17 protein-coding genes are annotated in these 13,790 nt (G+C 63.9%); 5 read left to right on the top strand and 12 right to left on the bottom strand.

All coding sequences use genetic code 11. From position 1 onward, the window contains the following. Positions 1 to 119 precede the first annotated feature (119 nt). From mobF to AC1ZQA_RS16245, 3 genes are read right to left on the bottom strand one after another with little or no spacing between them, the layout of a single operon-like run. On the bottom strand, positions 120 to 2,972 hold the full coding sequence (gene mobF / locus AC1ZQA_RS16255) for a MobF family relaxase (RefSeq protein ID WP_482679369.1): 2,853 nt from the start codon (positions 2,970 to 2,972) through the stop codon (positions 120 to 122). Positions 2,973 to 2,975: 3 nt separating this feature from the next. After that, complete coding sequence (locus tag AC1ZQA_RS16250) at positions 2,976 to 4,523, bottom strand: type IV secretion system DNA-binding domain-containing protein (RefSeq protein ID WP_482679368.1); 1,548 nt, start codon at positions 4,521 to 4,523, stop codon at positions 2,976 to 2,978. Beyond that, positions 4,520 to 4,897 carry a mobilization protein gene (locus AC1ZQA_RS16245; protein ID WP_482679367.1) on the bottom strand — a complete coding sequence of 126 codons (378 nt, stop codon included), beginning with the start codon at positions 4,895 to 4,897 and terminating at the stop codon, positions 4,520 to 4,522. The genes AC1ZQA_RS16250 and AC1ZQA_RS16245 overlap by 4 nt, the downstream gene beginning before the upstream one ends. A gap of 384 nt (positions 4,898 to 5,281) precedes the next feature. Between AC1ZQA_RS16245 and AC1ZQA_RS16240 the strand changes: the two genes are divergently transcribed. From AC1ZQA_RS16240 to AC1ZQA_RS16220, 5 genes are all read left to right on the top strand, one after another. Continuing rightward, positions 5,282 to 5,704 carry a hypothetical protein gene (locus tag AC1ZQA_RS16240; protein WP_482679366.1) on the top strand — a complete coding sequence of 141 codons (423 nt, stop codon included), beginning with the start codon at positions 5,282 to 5,284 and terminating at the stop codon, positions 5,702 to 5,704. Further along, complete coding sequence (gene stbB / locus AC1ZQA_RS16235) at positions 5,701 to 6,399, top strand: StbB family protein (protein ID WP_050453522.1); 699 nt, start codon at positions 5,701 to 5,703, stop codon at positions 6,397 to 6,399. Before AC1ZQA_RS16240 ends, stbB begins: the two co-directional genes overlap by 4 nt. A 10-nt stretch (positions 6,400 to 6,409) precedes the next feature. After that, positions 6,410 to 6,796 (top strand): hypothetical protein, encoded by a 387-nt coding sequence (locus AC1ZQA_RS16230; protein ID WP_482679365.1) that lies wholly within the window; start codon positions 6,410 to 6,412, stop codon positions 6,794 to 6,796. Positions 6,797 to 6,902: 106 nt separating this feature from the next. Further along, positions 6,903 to 7,073, top strand: coding sequence for a hypothetical protein (locus AC1ZQA_RS16225; protein WP_157056033.1), 171 nt, complete (start codon positions 6,903 to 6,905; stop codon positions 7,071 to 7,073). A 5-nt stretch (positions 7,074 to 7,078) separates the two neighbouring features. Further along, on the top strand, positions 7,079 to 7,810 hold the full coding sequence (locus AC1ZQA_RS16220; protein ID WP_482679364.1) for a SprT-like domain-containing protein: 732 nt from the start codon (positions 7,079 to 7,081) through the stop codon (positions 7,808 to 7,810). Between the two features lie 104 nt (positions 7,811 to 7,914). Here the strand turns inward: AC1ZQA_RS16220 and AC1ZQA_RS16215 are convergent, their stop codons facing one another. The 9 genes from AC1ZQA_RS16215 to AC1ZQA_RS16175 all read right to left on the bottom strand — a co-directional run bounded on the left by AC1ZQA_RS16215 (position 7,915) and on the right by AC1ZQA_RS16175 (position 13,744). Further along, a complete protein-coding gene (locus AC1ZQA_RS16215) occupies positions 7,915 to 8,595 on the bottom strand; it encodes a hypothetical protein (RefSeq protein ID WP_482679363.1) in 681 nt (226 codons plus the stop codon). A 3-nt stretch (positions 8,596 to 8,598) separates the two neighbouring features. Continuing rightward, positions 8,599 to 9,378, bottom strand: coding sequence for a DUF3560 domain-containing protein (locus tag AC1ZQA_RS16210; RefSeq protein WP_482679405.1), 780 nt, complete (start codon positions 9,376 to 9,378; stop codon positions 8,599 to 8,601). 71 nt (positions 9,379 to 9,449) lie between these two features. After that, a complete protein-coding gene (locus AC1ZQA_RS16205; RefSeq protein ID WP_482679404.1) occupies positions 9,450 to 9,716 on the bottom strand; it encodes a hypothetical protein in 267 nt (88 codons plus the stop codon). Between the two features lie 800 nt (positions 9,717 to 10,516). After that, positions 10,517 to 11,431 carry a Fic/DOC family protein gene (locus tag AC1ZQA_RS16200; RefSeq protein ID WP_482679403.1) on the bottom strand — a complete coding sequence of 305 codons (915 nt, stop codon included), beginning with the start codon at positions 11,429 to 11,431 and terminating at the stop codon, positions 10,517 to 10,519. A 7-nt stretch (positions 11,432 to 11,438) separates the two neighbouring features. Next, positions 11,439 to 11,642 (bottom strand): antitoxin VbhA family protein, encoded by a 204-nt coding sequence (locus AC1ZQA_RS16195; RefSeq protein ID WP_482679402.1) that lies wholly within the window; start codon positions 11,640 to 11,642, stop codon positions 11,439 to 11,441. Continuing rightward, positions 11,639 to 11,950 (bottom strand): TrfB-related DNA-binding protein, encoded by a 312-nt coding sequence (locus AC1ZQA_RS16190; protein WP_482679401.1) that lies wholly within the window; start codon positions 11,948 to 11,950, stop codon positions 11,639 to 11,641. Before AC1ZQA_RS16190 ends, AC1ZQA_RS16195 begins: the two co-directional genes overlap by 4 nt. 53 nt (positions 11,951 to 12,003) lie before the next feature. Then, a complete protein-coding gene (gene ssb, locus AC1ZQA_RS16185) occupies positions 12,004 to 12,390 on the bottom strand; it encodes a single-stranded DNA-binding protein (protein ID WP_482679400.1) in 387 nt (128 codons plus the stop codon). A gap of 134 nt (positions 12,391 to 12,524) precedes the next feature. Beyond that, entirely contained in the window at positions 12,525 to 12,839 is a 315-nt protein-coding gene (locus AC1ZQA_RS16180) for a hypothetical protein (protein ID WP_482679399.1), read from the bottom strand. A 77-nt stretch (positions 12,840 to 12,916) separates the two neighbouring features. Then, entirely contained in the window at positions 12,917 to 13,744 is an 828-nt protein-coding gene (locus AC1ZQA_RS16175; protein WP_482679398.1) for a DUF932 domain-containing protein, read from the bottom strand. Positions 13,745 to 13,790: the final 46 nt, after the last annotated feature.

Here is a 13,790-nt window from a genome sequence, read left to right as displayed (position 1 = left end):
GTGTCTGTCGCCCGTTCCCTGTCCCAAGGCGCTGTCGCGCCCCTGCGGCGCTCCTGACGGCCCGCAGGGGGCCTTCCCTGCCCTTCCCTTCCCTGCCCTCTCCGGCGCTGTGAGGGGCGCTATCCGCGCCCTGCTTGCCGTTCCTGCCGCAACCGTTGCCGGCCAAGGCCGGGGTGTTGCAGGTCTGCCCCTCGATCGCGACCTTGACGCTCACGCTCGCGGGCAAGGTCCAGCGCCGCGTGCTTCTGGTTCTCGCGGGCGATGGCGGCCGGCAGCTTCTTCAAGTCGTTGGTATAAATCCGGGCTTCGTGCCGCGCCCGCGATATGGCGACGTAATACACGTCCTTGGCCGTGGTGCGGCTGTTCGTCTGCGCCTCGATCAACACGCGGTTGGACGTGAGGCCCTGTGCGCTGTGAACCGTCGTGGCATAGGCCAGGTCAAGGTGCATCGGCTTGTCGGCCGGAAGCTCGATGCGTCGGCCTGCGCCCTCGATCGTGAGTTTGCCCGGCGCAACCTCGGCCACCTTGAAGCGGTCGCCGTTAGCCAGGTCTAGGGCGGCGTCGTTGCGCGTGATGCGGATCGTGTCGCCCTTCGCCAGCTCGGATCGCTCCGGCTGGTAGACCGATAGCTTGGTGTGGGTGAGCGGCGAAAAGGTGATCCGCTGGCCGTCGTCGCCGGCAACCGTCAAGCGATTGCCGGGGCCGGTATCAAGCACGCGATAGAGCTGGCCGCGCTGCAAGCCGGTCTTGTAGTTCTTCTCCGGCTGGATCACGTCGCCGACGTGGTAGTTTTTCGAGAACCGCCGTTCGGCCTGCGTGTTGTCGCGGCGTATCAGCGTGTCGTATTCAAGCCCCTGCCCTGCGGTGCCGATCGCCTCGCGCACGCGGGTATTGATCTCGCGCCGCGCCTCGTTGGTGCCGCTGACGATCAGCGTTGCCTCGCGTTCTGCCGGCGCAAGCGCGATGAAGTCTTTCACCAGCTCGGCGCGGCGCTCGCCGTCATTCTTGATTTCAGCAACGCCCGCGATCTTGGCGAGCGAGCCGCGCGTGTCGCCGTGGGCGGCCAGCTCGACGGCCGCTTTCAACACTGGGTCTTTCTGACGCTGAATCTCGTCCATCTTCGCCGTGCTCATGCCGGCCGCCTGCAATTGGTCGAACGGCCGGCCCGCCTCGATCGCCTTGGTTTGCGCCGTGTCGCCCATCAGCACGACACGCGCGCCGGCCTGCTCGGCGAGGCGCAAGGTCTGCTCCATGAGGCGGGTCGGGACCACGCCGGCCTCGTCAATCACAAGCACGGTGCGGCCGTCGATGTTCTTGTCCTTCGCGCGCAGGAACGAGGCCAGCGTGTTCGCCTCGACGCCAAGCTCCCGCAGGGCTTTGACCTGCATCCCGTAGGGGGCCAGGGCGCGGACCTGATAGCCCTCGCCCTCGATCATGGCCTTGGCCGTGTCCAGCATGTGCGATTTGCCGGTGCCGGCGAAGCCCTGCACGGCAACAACCCGGTTCGCGGTGCTCGCCATCAACTCGGCCGCATGGCGCTGGCCGTCATTGAGGTTGGTTGCCGCCAGACGTTCGCGGGCGGCTTCCTGCGGTAGAACCGGCGCGACCTGGCCGCGCCCGCTGCGCTCGATCTGCAAGATACGTTTCTCGCGCTCGAGCGCGGTCTGTGTGGTGTAGCGCCCCTCGATCGCGACAAGCCCGCCCTCGCCGATTGCGCGATCAACGCGGGCGCGTGCGGCATCCTTGGTCATGCCCTTGTCGACCAGCACGCCTATCCAAGCCTGCCGCGTGAGGTCCGCGCCGGGCCCGGCCTCGCTGGCCGGCCGGTAGATCGGGGCCTCCTTGATGAGATAGCCGCGCTCGGTCTGCCGTTTTACCTCGGCCTGAACGTCGGGCATCCGAACGCTGCCGACGCCGTGGTTCATCGCAACGTCGATCAGCTCGCGCTCATCCATGACGGCTTGCCGCTCGGTCAGATGGTTGACTGCGTAGCGCACGGCGCGCGCGGCGGCTTCCTCGGCCGGCATGAAGGCCGGCGCAGAATTGCGGGAAACCTCGGGACCGCCCTTCTCCAAGCCGGCATAGTCGCGCCGGCCGAAGTCGATACCAAGCTCACTCGCCCGGTCCTGCCAATCGCGATAAACCGCATCGCGGTCGATGACATTCTTTCGGGCGCGCGTCTGCATCGTGGCGCTTTGCTTCTGCTCGGCGCTCGCGCTCTCGCGCGTCAAGCCCTGCTGCGCCAAACGTTCCTCGATCTGCTTTAGGCGCTGGCTGAAGGATTCGAGCTGATCGCGGCTGATGTGGGCCAGCTCGAAATTGCCATCACGCCCGAAGCGCAATTGATAGCCGATCTTTTGCAGCTCGGCGGCCAGCTCGTTGTTGTAGACGGACCCAAGGAAGCGGGTCGCCTTTACGATTTCGTCGTTCTTGAGTGCCCGCCATTCGCCATCGCTGCGGCGCGTGAGGTTCATCACGACAGCATGGGTATGGAGCTGCGGATCGCGCTCACGGCTCGTTTCATGGCGGAATTTCGCGACGATCAGATTTCCGCTGCGCTCGACCTGGGCCTTACCGTCCACCTTGCGGCGAGCCAGCGCCTTTTCCTCGGCGGCTTTAACTGCGGCCTCAACGGCGCGATCGTGGGCCTGCAACACGCGGGCATCGCCGGCGATGAGCGCCTGCATGGATACGCTCTTCGGTGCGGAAAAGGTGAGGTCCAGCCCGATCCGCTCTTTCGCATCGCCTCGCGTCGAACCGCGGCTAACGCGGATTCCGGGCGCGACCTGCCCGGCTAGCAGCTCCTTGAACCGCTCCGCGTCGATTTCGCCCGACAGGCCAAGCTCGGCCGCGCCCTCGCCCTGCCATTCCTTGGCGTTGCCCTCCTTGGCGTAATAGTCGTCCGCGCCGTCCCCGTAGTAGTTCGCGGCCTTGCCTATGTCCTGCCGGGTCAACACCTTCATGCTGAGCATGTCTTATCCTCCGAAGGCCACGGCGCTCCGCTCGACAAAGCCGGGATGCCGGTTCTTGAAGCCCTGATATTCGGTCTGGAACCTGGCTATAGGCCGATCGCCGACAAAGGCGATGTATCCGGCCAGGTCGGGCAACGAGGTCAGTTCGGCGGGCGCGACGACGCGCTCCCGTTCGTGGACGGTCTGCTTGCCGGTGCCGCTGCTGCGCGTGCCGCTGTTACGGCTCTCGCGCTCGCGCTCGACTTCATGTTCGCCAAGCGCCTTGCTGAAATCCTCGGCCGTGGCCGGGTCCGATTTCGAGATACGCAGAACGGCGAGCGAGCTAAAGCAGCTCCGCAGCGTTTGCGCCTTGTCGCGGCCGTAAATGTCATCGAGCTGCGAGGTCGATTGCAGGCCGGCGATAACCCGCAGGCCGTACTTGCGGCCCTTGGTCAACGCATCTTCCAGCGTGGCGAGTTTTTCGAGCGAAGCCAGCTCGTCAATGAAAGCCCAAATGCGGCGTCGTGGATCTTCGGGCATCGACAGGATGGAGACGAAAAGCGCGTCGATCCATGCCGAGATAAGCGGTCGCAGCGCCGGGGCCATGTCCTCGCGCCACGTAATCCAGAGATTGCCGGCCTTCGGGTTTTCGAGCCAGGTCCGCAGCGAGAAAGCGCCCTGCGGCATGGCGACGTGCTCGGGCAGCTTATCGGATAGGACAAACCGCGCGGACGATAGCGCCTTGGTTGCCTCGGACGATCCGACGAACAGAGATTCGGCCAGCGTCCCCGAAAGGAATTCCTGCAATTCCTCGGGCGGCGCGATCGTCGTCCAGCGGAATAGCTCGCGGATAGACGGCTGACCCATCACGGCGAGTTTGCGGGCTGTCTCGCGCAATAGCAGGCGGCCATAACCGGCCCATTCCTCGGCCTCGGCCGTGCGGCCAAGCGGCACGATCGACAGCGCGTAGCGGTGGAAATCGTAGTCCGCGCGTATCTCGTTGAAGAACGACCATCCCTCGGTTCGCTCGTCGTAGGGATTGAGAATAACGTCGCCCTCTTTCCAGAACTTCGCGAGCATATCGCCGTTCGGATCAAGGCAAATCATTCGATCCCGACGCTTGGCCGCGCCTAGAGCGACTTCGCGGAACAAGGTCGATTTACCCGCGCCCGTTCCGCCGCCAATGAGCATGTGCAAATTCTCGATGCTGGTAGGAATGGGAACCTTTGCCAGCGTCACTTGCTGACGCTTCTTTTCCGTCGTTTCCCGCGCGAGTTTTTCGGCCGACACAATGCGCGTTCCGCGAAGAAATTTGCGGAATGGTGCGCCGGCAAACTCGGTTTTTCCGACCGACGCCAGAAGCCAAACGCAGAGGATGCCAAGGACCAATCCGCCGACTAATGCCGCGATCAAATACGGCTTATGCGGCGTCTCAAGTGCGACCTGATAGAGCGCGCGGATTTTGTGCCCCGGCGTCAATGTCTCGGTCTTATTCGCAACCGCGATCCACGCCATAACTGGAAGCGCAATGATGATGCCGGCCGATAATTGCCGGCGCTCGATATCGTTCATTTCTTTCCTCCTTTTTCGCCAGTCCAGACGGGCAAGCCCTGCCGGCGCAATTCGCCATGTGCGACCTGTAATTTATCGGCGCTGACGACACTCCGCAGCAAGATAAGCATCTCGGTCATCATGGCCGCGTCGGCTGGATCACGGCCGGCGCTCGGCATGGCTGCACTGCCCGAATCGCCACGGTCGCGCAGCTCGCCGAACCCCTCGGCGACGATGCGGCGCAGCTCGGCCAGTTGCTCGGCCACCTGGTCGCCCTGCTCAAGACGCTGCCGTAGATAGGTGCCGAGGGGTATTCCTCGGGCGGCTGCATCTTCCTCGTATTGATGCTGCTGCTCGATGCTCAGACGTAGTTTGATCGGTTCGCCAAGAGCCATGTTTTTCCTGTGGTCCCCGTTGTGGTCCTAAAATCCTAGACTATAAAAGGTGTTTGCTCAATATCTGTGGTCCCTAGGGACCACGGCTTAGCCTGGGCGATCATATGAAAGTCATTGATAATCAACGACTTACAACACCCGACAGGGTGCGTAATGTGTATCGCCTAGGTTAAGGATAAAACACCCTCTCTTTTGATGCGAAAACGGTCCCGCAGGCACGATGCCCCCTTAAGGAGGGTATCGAACTGCACCGATTGGCGCAGCCAATCGGAGAACCGGACACCGATAGGACAAATTGCGGACCGATTTCGGACGGCATGGGTTGACAGTGGGACAGAGATAGGACAAACTTCGGACAGTCGCGGAAACGGGAAGGTGGCCAGTGTGGAAAAAGACAAGCTCAAGGAAGCCATAGCCGGCCTGACCGGCTCAACGGCTGCGGCAAAGCTCCGGCAGGTCATGCCGGAGATTGACCGCAAAGTGCAGGACGGCGTGCGCCATGAGGAAATCGTGGCGGCGCTGGCCGAGGCGGGGATTGAGGTCAAGCTCGAAACCCTCCGCAAGAATCTCTATCGCTATCGGGCCAAAAACCGCGCGGTAGGGGTAACGCCCTCGCCATCTAAACCGGCCAGTGTGACGAACGGCAATTCGTCGGCCGTCGAGGATAGCGAGGATCAAACGCCGGCCCCTGTCGCGGAAACCCAATTCGAGGATGCGCTTGATCCCAAAAAGCGCGATGCGATTGGCGAAAAGTACCTCGGCAAAAGTCGGCCTCTGTTCGGCAAAACTAGGAGTGAAAAGAAATGAAAGTAGCTGTCATCAATTTTTCGGGCAATGTCGGCAAGTCCACCGTGGCACGTCACCTGCTGTTCCCGCGCATCAAGGGCGCGGAATATGTGTCGGTCGAATCCATCAACGCGGATGAAGGCGATAGCGAAACCGTGCGCGGCAAGCAGTTCGGCCAGCTCCAAGAGCAACTGATGATGATCGACGCGGCGGTGATCGACGTAGGCGCGTCGAACGTCGAGGATTTCATCAAGCTCATGCGTCAGTATCGCGGCTCGCATGAGGACATGGATTACTTCGTCGTCCCGGCCGTCAAAGAGGACAAGCAAATCAAGGATACGATCGCGACCATTCAGGCGCTCGCGTCGATGGGCGTTTCGCCGAAAAAGGTCCGCGTCGTGTTCAACAAGCTGGAAGCCGACGAAACGGTCGAGGATGCCTTTTATCCGCTGTTCGCTTTCCATGAGGACAGCAAGGCATTCACGCTCAAGCCCAAGGCCGTGATCCAGTTCTCGGAGCTGTATCAGCGGATGCGGCAGAACAAAAAGACGATCCCGGAATTGATCGCGGATCAGACGGACTACAAGGCGCAGCTCCGGGCCGCGACCAAGCCCGAAGAAAAACAGGCGGCGGCATCCATGATTTCCATGAAGCGCCTCGCCGAGTCCGCGCAAGCGAACCTCGATGAGGTTTTCGCCGCGATCACGTCGAAGTAGGGGCGCGACGATGGCCGGCCCCAACACGCACCGGGAAGCCCTCATTGCCGAATTGCTCGGCGACGTGGGCGACCTGTTGGACAGGGCGGAAGCCCTGAAAGCCACCCTCCCCGCTGCCGTCGATACGGCAGTGGCGAAGGTCCGGGGGGCCGGCGAAACGGCGGCCGGTAGCGTCAACGCTGCCGGCGACCGTTTTCTGTCCGAGTTCTCCAAGCGCGCAGCGGGCGCGATGGACGGCATGACTGTAGCCGCCAAGGAAAGCCACAAGGCGGCCCAGGTGGTGGACAAGGCCGCAACCCGCTTCGCCGTCATGGCGGGCGTTGTGGGCCTCGCTGCGGGCCTTCTAGGCGGCATTCTGGCCGCACTGGCGATCAGTCATCACTTTTTCGGCGGGTGAGCCGGGGCGGTCCCTTGCCGGGGGCCGCCCTTTTCACGTCTCTTTCTTCTGGATTGCACAATCCATATAATGGATTGTGCAATCCACTCACTGACGGGGTGCCACGATGGAACGCGAAGCGACAGCCGACGAACGCGCCGGCATTGCATGGTGGAACGCGCTGGACGAACAGGCCCGGCGCTTCTGGATGAGCGAGGCCGGCCAGACGGGCCGCGCCGTCGATGCGTGGGAAGCCTTCAAGCGGGCGCGCGAAGCCGCCCAAGCGCCGGGAGACTGACGCCGATGCAGCCGACACCGGAAGCCTATGCGGAGCTGCAACAGGCGTTCGAGCACTTCAACGCGGCGCTGTTCGGCGGCCAGCTCGCGGACTGCCTGATTACCTTGCAGCGCGAGCGGCGGACCTATGGCTATTTTTCGTCGGCCCGGTTCGTCCATCACTCGGGCCAGCGCACCGATGAAATCGCCATGAACCCTAGCTATTTCGCGATCCGCTCGATCCGCGAAACGCTCTCCACGCTGGCCCATGAAATGGTCCACGCATGGCAGTTCCACCACGGCAAGCCCGGCCGGCGCGGCTACCACAACAAGGAATGGGCGGCGCGCATGGAAGAAATCGGCCTGATGCCAAGCGATACCGGCGAGCCGGGCGGGCACAAGGTCGGCGAGCGGATGACGCATTACATCGTCGCGGGCGGCGCGTTCGATGTGTCCTGCGCGGAGCTGCTGACGCGGGAATTCAAGCTCTCATGGTTTGACCGCTTCCCTCCCGAACGGCCACGGTCCCCCCTGCCCTCGGTTGGCGGCGGCGATGCCGGCGAAGACGGCGAGGACGACAACGAGGGCGTAGACCTGGCCGGGCTGGTCGAGCTGCCGCCAGAGGGCCAGGTCAACCGCTCGAACCGGATCAAATACCGCTGCCCGACGTGCGCGGCGCAGGTATGGGGCAAGCCGAATTTGCGGGTGCTGTGCGGCGGCGAGGAATGCGGCGCTGCCGCGTTCGAGCCGGTCGGCTAGGACAGGAATCGGACGCCGATCGCCGGCCAGTGGGACGAATGTAGGACGCAAACGAAAGGCGCGGCCGGGAAAGCCGCGCCTTTATGTGGATTGTGCAATCCAGTTTAGAAGCCAAAAGCCATCTGCCCGGCCCGGTCCTCGAACACCAGTTCGCCGGCTTCCGGCGCGGCCAGCTCGGCGAGCCACGCGGGCGCGGCCTCGTCCCCCCGGCGCTGGCGATACTCGGGCGCGAGCGGGATGCGCTTTTCGGCCAGCAAGGCGGTAAAGACGCTGATTGCTACCTCGTCCACGGTGCGCCCTCCCCGCGCGGTGTCGAAGTGCGAGCGATAGCCGGTTTCGCTGATAAATGGCTTGTCGGCGTCCACCACATGAAAGCCCATGCTGACGCGGAAGCGTCCGAAGCCGTCGCTCACGCGCACCACGGCGCGCACGCCCTGAACGGTGATGAGAAATTCGCCGGTTTGGTTCCACATGGGAACCGTGCCCGCCTCGGCGCGGCAATGGGCCTCGGCCAGGATGCCGCCTGCCTCGGGATTGCTGCGGTCCATGACGCCAAAGGAAGTCCCGCCGTTCAACTTCCAGACTGCCGCATCGTAGCGGTCGGCCGCGATCTGCGCGGCGTCGTCGTCGCAGGCCAGCACGGCGGCGTGAAACTCGCTCGTCGCCTCGGCCGTCACGGCCAGTAAGCCGGCCCGGTCCTCGGGCATGGAAGCGGCGAGCGCAGCGGCTTTCCGGTCGCGCTCCTTTCCCATGCTCTCCGGCGTGATCCGCTGCGCCTTTGCCATTGGTCAGCCCTCCACGCTATCGAGCGCGGCGCGGACCTGCTTGGCCGCGTAGATGCCGGCATTGGTGAGCTGGCGAACCCATGCGTTACGGGTCGGCGACCATTTGAAGGCGTGGCGCTTCAACAGGGCGCGCGTGTCGGCGTCAGGCTTGCCCGGAAACTCGAACATGACGCGGTTTTCGGTCGTGTCCTCGCGATAGGTGTAGCCGTCGCCGGCCTTCTCCACGTCGCCGCGATCCTTGAGGCGTTCAAGCTGCCTGATCCGCTGCTCGATGCGGCGCGCGTTGGCGCTGTTGTTGTTGAGCGCATAGGACGGAAAGCCGACACGGCGGCAGGCGTCGGGCGTGAAAAGCTCCTCGATCTGCTGGGCGGAAAACCCCAGCTCGGCCAGCTCGGCGCGGTTGTTGCGGCGAATGGCGCGATTGGCGGCCTTCATCTTCTCTTGCGCGGCCTCGATGTCGGCCAGCTCGGCGCGTAGCTTCTCGATCGCGTCGGGGTCGTCGCTGGAAATGCCGCCAGTGCCGACGGCTGCGGCCTTGCTCTCGTAGTGCTTGGCCTTGTCGTGCAGGGCAAACGCCTTGCCGAACGTGTTGTGAATCCGGGCGCGATAGTTCCGGTCGCGCGTCTCGCTGTGGTGGCCGATCAGGATAGGCTGACCGAACGGGATAGCCTCGGCCATCGTGCGGGCCTGCTGATAGGTGGCCTCGCTCGCGGCGGTGGCCTTCTCGGCGCGATCTTCATAGCGTGCGCGGCGTGCCGCCTGCTTCTGCTCGTATGCGTTCATGGTGGTTCACTCCTGCGGGTGATGGAAGCCCGGCGCGGTTGCCGCCGCGTGATCCGGGCTGGTGGGAATGGTCAGATGTGGGCGGCCGTTTTCTCGGCCATGTCGCGGAAGATCGTCGCGTAAAGCTCGTTCGGGAATTCGGCGATGACTTCGCGCCGGTCGATGAAACGGTACTTGGCGCACACGCACCACGCGGTGACTTCGGCGGGGATCTGATGCGGGCGGGCCTGCGGCATTGCCTCGACGGTGAACGCCTCGAACTCGCGCAGCTTTTCGGCCTTGTCGAAATAGAACAGGACCGGGACGGCGGTATCGGTATTTCGGAAGAAATTGACCACGATTTAGGCTCCTTTTCTTGTTGGTGGATCGGACAGAGATAGGACAATTATCGCCATTCGATGAGACAATTATAGGACACCAAAGCCGGCATGTCAATAGCAGTCAATAGAATAATGTGGAAATATAGACTTGCCTCCCCTCGCCTTTCCGGGCCTGCTTGGAGGTCGAGGGAGGGAGCGGGCCTTTCGTCGGCCTAAGGCCGGCGACCTGGTGAAATGCGACGGCCGTAGGCCGTCACGATCCATCGCCCCGGAGCATGGGAGGGCGCTGCGCTGGTGGTCTGCTCGTCGGTGTCGGTCGGTCGCGGTAGGCCCGTCCTGCCTGTAGGGCCGGCGCGGTCAAGGGGACCGTGGAATACCGGAGCCGGCGCAGCCGGTGAGGATATGCCGCGAAAGCCCCTTGACCGTAGAAGCCGGGCCGGAAGGCAGGTTCAAGGGCTGTAGCGGCCGATCGGCGCCGATGAGCTGCCGGCGCTCGATGCGGAGGGGCGGCAAGCCCTGGAAGGGCGCGCAGGGCCGCGTAGACGGCCCGGAGGGGCAAGCGGAGCGCGCAGGCCGGCCAAAGCCGGCCGGAGGCGTGAGAGGCCCGCTAGGGCCGTGGATTGAAGCCCGTAGGGGCGAGACGCGGAACGCGGCTCGATGCGAAGCACGAAAGCCCGACCCGCAGCGCAGCGGAGGGGCACGCCCGCCGCCCTTCCTTGCAACCGCCCTGCCCGATCTGCGATCCTCGGCACGTCCCGAACGTCAGGCGCAAGCCGACAAGTGGGACAGCGCCCGCCCGGCACCCCCGCGCGGGCGTTTTATTTCTCGCGGCCTCGGTCGTACTGCCGCGACTTTTCCGGGCCGTGCTGGCGATCCTGGCCGGCCTCGCGCACAAGCCCGATATTGCCCTGCGGGTAACGAATTTCGACGTTCTGGCCGCGCATCTTCTCGGCGTCGCCGTTCACGCTGCGGCGGTTGTGCAGGATCATCGCGCCGGGGACGCCGCTGCGCTCCTGAACGATGTAGCGTTCCGTCGCCCCGACGACGCGGCCGGCGTAGCTCTGGCCGGATTCGGCGCGCTCGATGCGCGCCAGGTCGCCGGCAACCGATCGGGCCAGCTCGGCGGCGCGGGCGCGGTCGCGATCGGTGAGGTTCGCGCGGATCAGGCCGGCCATGCGGTCGGCCGTGCCGGCGTAAGCCTCGATCGACGCGCGCGTCATTTCCTCGCGCGTGATGTTCGTCCATCCGACGTGATAGCCGGCCGCGTGCGCGATCTGGTTGACGAAAGCGCGCTGCGCGCGCCCGTTGCCTTCCCTGAACGGGTGCAACACGTTCACCTCGCCCAGGTAGTGGCCGGCGCGGGCGCTAAACGCCTCGGGGTCGAGGCCGCGTAGGTTGTTCTCGCGGGCGAGCTGGCGAAAGAGCTGCGCGCCCGCGCTCTCGATCATGCCGGCGTTTGCAAAGCGCGTGTCACCCTTGGATATGTCCACGGTTCGCAGTTCGCCGGCCCAAGGGTAGACGTCGCCGAATAGCGTGCGGTGGACGTGCCGGAGCTGGTCGAGGTCGAAGCGGGCAGGGGCCGGCGCTGTGTCCAGCTCGTAGGCGCGGATCGTGGCAAGCGTGGCCTCGGCGCGTTCCAGCTCGGCCCCTTCGGTGATCCCCAAGCGGTTACGTAGCAAGCCGCTTGCGGGGTCGGCGTAGGGGTCTTTTGCGTCGGCTGGATACTTCGCCATGCCGGCTTTACTTCGCCGGCACGGCGCGGAATTCGCCGGCCGCAATCCGCTCGCGAGCGCGGCGCAGGACTTCCGACACGTCCAGCTCGCCGGCCGCGACCTGCTCAAGCTCGGCGACGGTGCGCGGGTCCGGCTCCAAGCCCTCAAGGCGCTGCGTGGCGACAGCGTTGGCGACGGCTTCGCGGCGTTCGGTCAATTCGCGATCGGTCATTCTGAAACCTCCTGTAGGGCCTTGGCTTTCGCATCCTCGGCCATCTTGCGTACCTGTTGGGCCAGCTCGGGGGGCAGCCAGGTTTCCACCTTCTCCCATCCGGCCGGGATTTCGCGCGCGGCGGCTAGAACGCGGTTCACCATGCCGCTAACGCGCTGCTTGGTGAGGCCGTGGGCCTTGGCGATTTCGATCTGTGTTGCGCCGTCCACCAACACGCGGCGGGCAATATCGACAGTATCGACCGAAAGGCGGCCTAGCTCGGGCCTGAGTGCATCAAATTCGGCGGCGGTCATGCTGGCCTTGGCCATGTTCTCAATCTCACGGGGTAATGGGGCAGGGCCTTCCGGCCCCGCCCCTTGGGTTACTTCTGCCGGCGGCCTCGCGGCGTGCCGGCGCTGCTGTCATTGCCGCTCGGGGCCTCGCTGCGGTTCCGGGGGTTGCCCTGAAACACGTCGGCGATAATCTCGGTCACGGTATGGTCGCCTTTGTCGTCGGACCATTTGCGCGTCTGCAAGCGGCCTTCCACATAGACGTTATCGCCCTTGTGCAGGAAACCCCCTGCATATTGCGCGTTCTGATCGAACAACACGACGCGGTGCCATTCGGTGACTTCCTCGCGCTGCTCGCCTCGGCCGCGATACGACGTGGTTGCAATGCTGATGTTGCAAACGTCTTTGTCGCCGGCCTTTTTCAGTTCGGGGTCAAAGCCAAGGTTGCCGGCGATGATTACTTTGTTCACGTTAAACATTTGCGTCACTCCTGCATTTGGACAGTTGAACCGGGGCGGGTTGCCGCCCGATCCCCGGTAGGATGATTGTGCCATTGACACAACAAAAAGTCAATAGCGGTCAATAGTAATACGGAAAAATATTGACCTTGCGATTACTGCCGCTCGCTGGAAATCCCGTTGAGGATTCGGGCCGCCACGAAAGAGCCGATGAGATAGGCGGCGGACGCGAATAGCAGGGCAAGGGGGAGCGGTATTCCGTCGAGCTGCAAGCCGGCCACGGCCGCGACAATGGGCGAGCTGCCGAAACGCAAAGCCCACGCCATCGCGCCCAGGCCGACAGCGAACGCCAGTAGATGCACCTCGAAAATCATGCCGATCACGCCATCAAGCAAAAGCATGACGCCGATCGCGAGGAAGGCCGGGAATACTGCGACGGTCAAAACAAACTCGATCACTGAAACGAACATACGGACTCCTTTCTGATCCGCGTTGCTGTGGGATGGTCTGGGGGTTGCCCCGGCGCGAGGCCGGGGCAGGGTAGCGGTTAGGCGCGCAGCTTCCGCATTTCGTCGGCGAGAACCCACAAAGCCCGGTTGAGCTTCACGTTCTGGTCAATGCCGTTGACGGCGCGCGTGGTGGTGGTGCGGCCGGTGCGGTTGCGGCCACGGATACCGCCGCGCACCATGTTTTCCTGCACGCGGTTGAACGTCGTCCAGAGGTCGGAGCTGCGATCCTCCCAACGCTTGGGCGTCAAAAGCTGCTCGGGGACGATCGGGGCCGGGGCTTCTTCCTCGTCGTACTTCAAGGCGAGCGCAGCGCGGGCAAACGCGCCCTGCTCGCCATCCGACAAGGTGAGGGCCTTCATACCTTCGCGCTGGTCCTCGATCTTCTCGAAGCTGTCCAGCACGGTAAATGCGCCCTCGATGACGCTGCCGACTACATCGCCCTTGTGCGGCACGCGAATATCGCTCTGCACTTCGCCGCAAACCATGCCGTTCTGGCAAACGAAGCGGAACATGCCCGACAGCATTTGATAGCTGCTGGTCCCGTCGTGGCTGTTTAGGAGGATGATTTCGCTTGCCTCGCTGCCGTTGATCTGGTCGGCATGACGAAGGCGGATCATGTGCTTGGTGTGCTCGCGCTTGTCCTCATTCCGCACGCGGGTCTGAACGACCATGAACGGGGCGAAACCTTCATTGCGGAGGCCGCGCAGCACGTCGATGGTGGGAATGTAGGTGTAGCGGGCCGAACGGCTTTCGTGCGGCTCCACGGCGAAGATGGACGGCGCAACGCCCCTGATTTCGTCGTCGGTCAGCGGACGATTGGAACGCAGGGCGGGGGAGCGATAAGCGAAGCGGGAAGCGAGTTGCATAGTCGAGACTCCTAACGGGTGAAAAAGACACCGGGGGAGCGGTTGC

Source organism: Thiomonas sp. DCM-2, from assembly GCF_056820905.1.
This window is presented reverse-complemented; position numbering and strand designations above follow the sequence as displayed.

What these genes read in the sequence shown, in the direction of transcription:
- mobF (WP_482679369.1), bottom strand. Translation starts at nt 2,972, where the DNA reads ATGCTCAGCATGAAGGTGTTGACCCGGCAGGACATAGGCAAGGCCGCG.
- AC1ZQA_RS16250 (WP_482679368.1), bottom strand. Translation starts at nt 4,523, where the DNA reads ATGAACGATATCGAGCGCCGGCAATTATCGGCCGGCATCATCATTGCG.
- AC1ZQA_RS16245 (WP_482679367.1), bottom strand. Translation starts at nt 4,897, where the DNA reads ATGGCTCTTGGCGAACCGATCAAACTACGTCTGAGCATCGAGCAGCAG.
- stbB (WP_050453522.1), top strand. Translation starts at nt 5,701, where the DNA reads ATGAAAGTAGCTGTCATCAATTTTTCGGGCAATGTCGGCAAGTCCACC.
- AC1ZQA_RS16230 (WP_482679365.1), top strand. Translation starts at nt 6,410, where the DNA reads ATGGCCGGCCCCAACACGCACCGGGAAGCCCTCATTGCCGAATTGCTC.
- AC1ZQA_RS16225 (WP_157056033.1), top strand. Translation starts at nt 6,903, where the DNA reads ATGGAACGCGAAGCGACAGCCGACGAACGCGCCGGCATTGCATGGTGG.
- AC1ZQA_RS16220 (WP_482679364.1), top strand. Translation starts at nt 7,079, where the DNA reads ATGCAGCCGACACCGGAAGCCTATGCGGAGCTGCAACAGGCGTTCGAG.
- AC1ZQA_RS16215 (WP_482679363.1), bottom strand. Translation starts at nt 8,595, where the DNA reads ATGGCAAAGGCGCAGCGGATCACGCCGGAGAGCATGGGAAAGGAGCGC.
- AC1ZQA_RS16210 (WP_482679405.1), bottom strand. Translation starts at nt 9,378, where the DNA reads ATGAACGCATACGAGCAGAAGCAGGCGGCACGCCGCGCACGCTATGAA.
- AC1ZQA_RS16200 (WP_482679403.1), bottom strand. Translation starts at nt 11,431, where the DNA reads ATGGCGAAGTATCCAGCCGACGCAAAAGACCCCTACGCCGACCCCGCA.
- AC1ZQA_RS16195 (WP_482679402.1), bottom strand. Translation starts at nt 11,642, where the DNA reads ATGACCGATCGCGAATTGACCGAACGCCGCGAAGCCGTCGCCAACGCT.
- AC1ZQA_RS16190 (WP_482679401.1), bottom strand. Translation starts at nt 11,950, where the DNA reads ATGGCCAAGGCCAGCATGACCGCCGCCGAATTTGATGCACTCAGGCCC.
- ssb (WP_482679400.1), bottom strand. Translation starts at nt 12,390, where the DNA reads ATGTTTAACGTGAACAAAGTAATCATCGCCGGCAACCTTGGCTTTGAC.
- AC1ZQA_RS16180 (WP_482679399.1), bottom strand. Translation starts at nt 12,839, where the DNA reads ATGTTCGTTTCAGTGATCGAGTTTGTTTTGACCGTCGCAGTATTCCCG.
- AC1ZQA_RS16175 (WP_482679398.1), bottom strand. Translation starts at nt 13,744, where the DNA reads ATGCAACTCGCTTCCCGCTTCGCTTATCGCTCCCCCGCCCTGCGTTCC.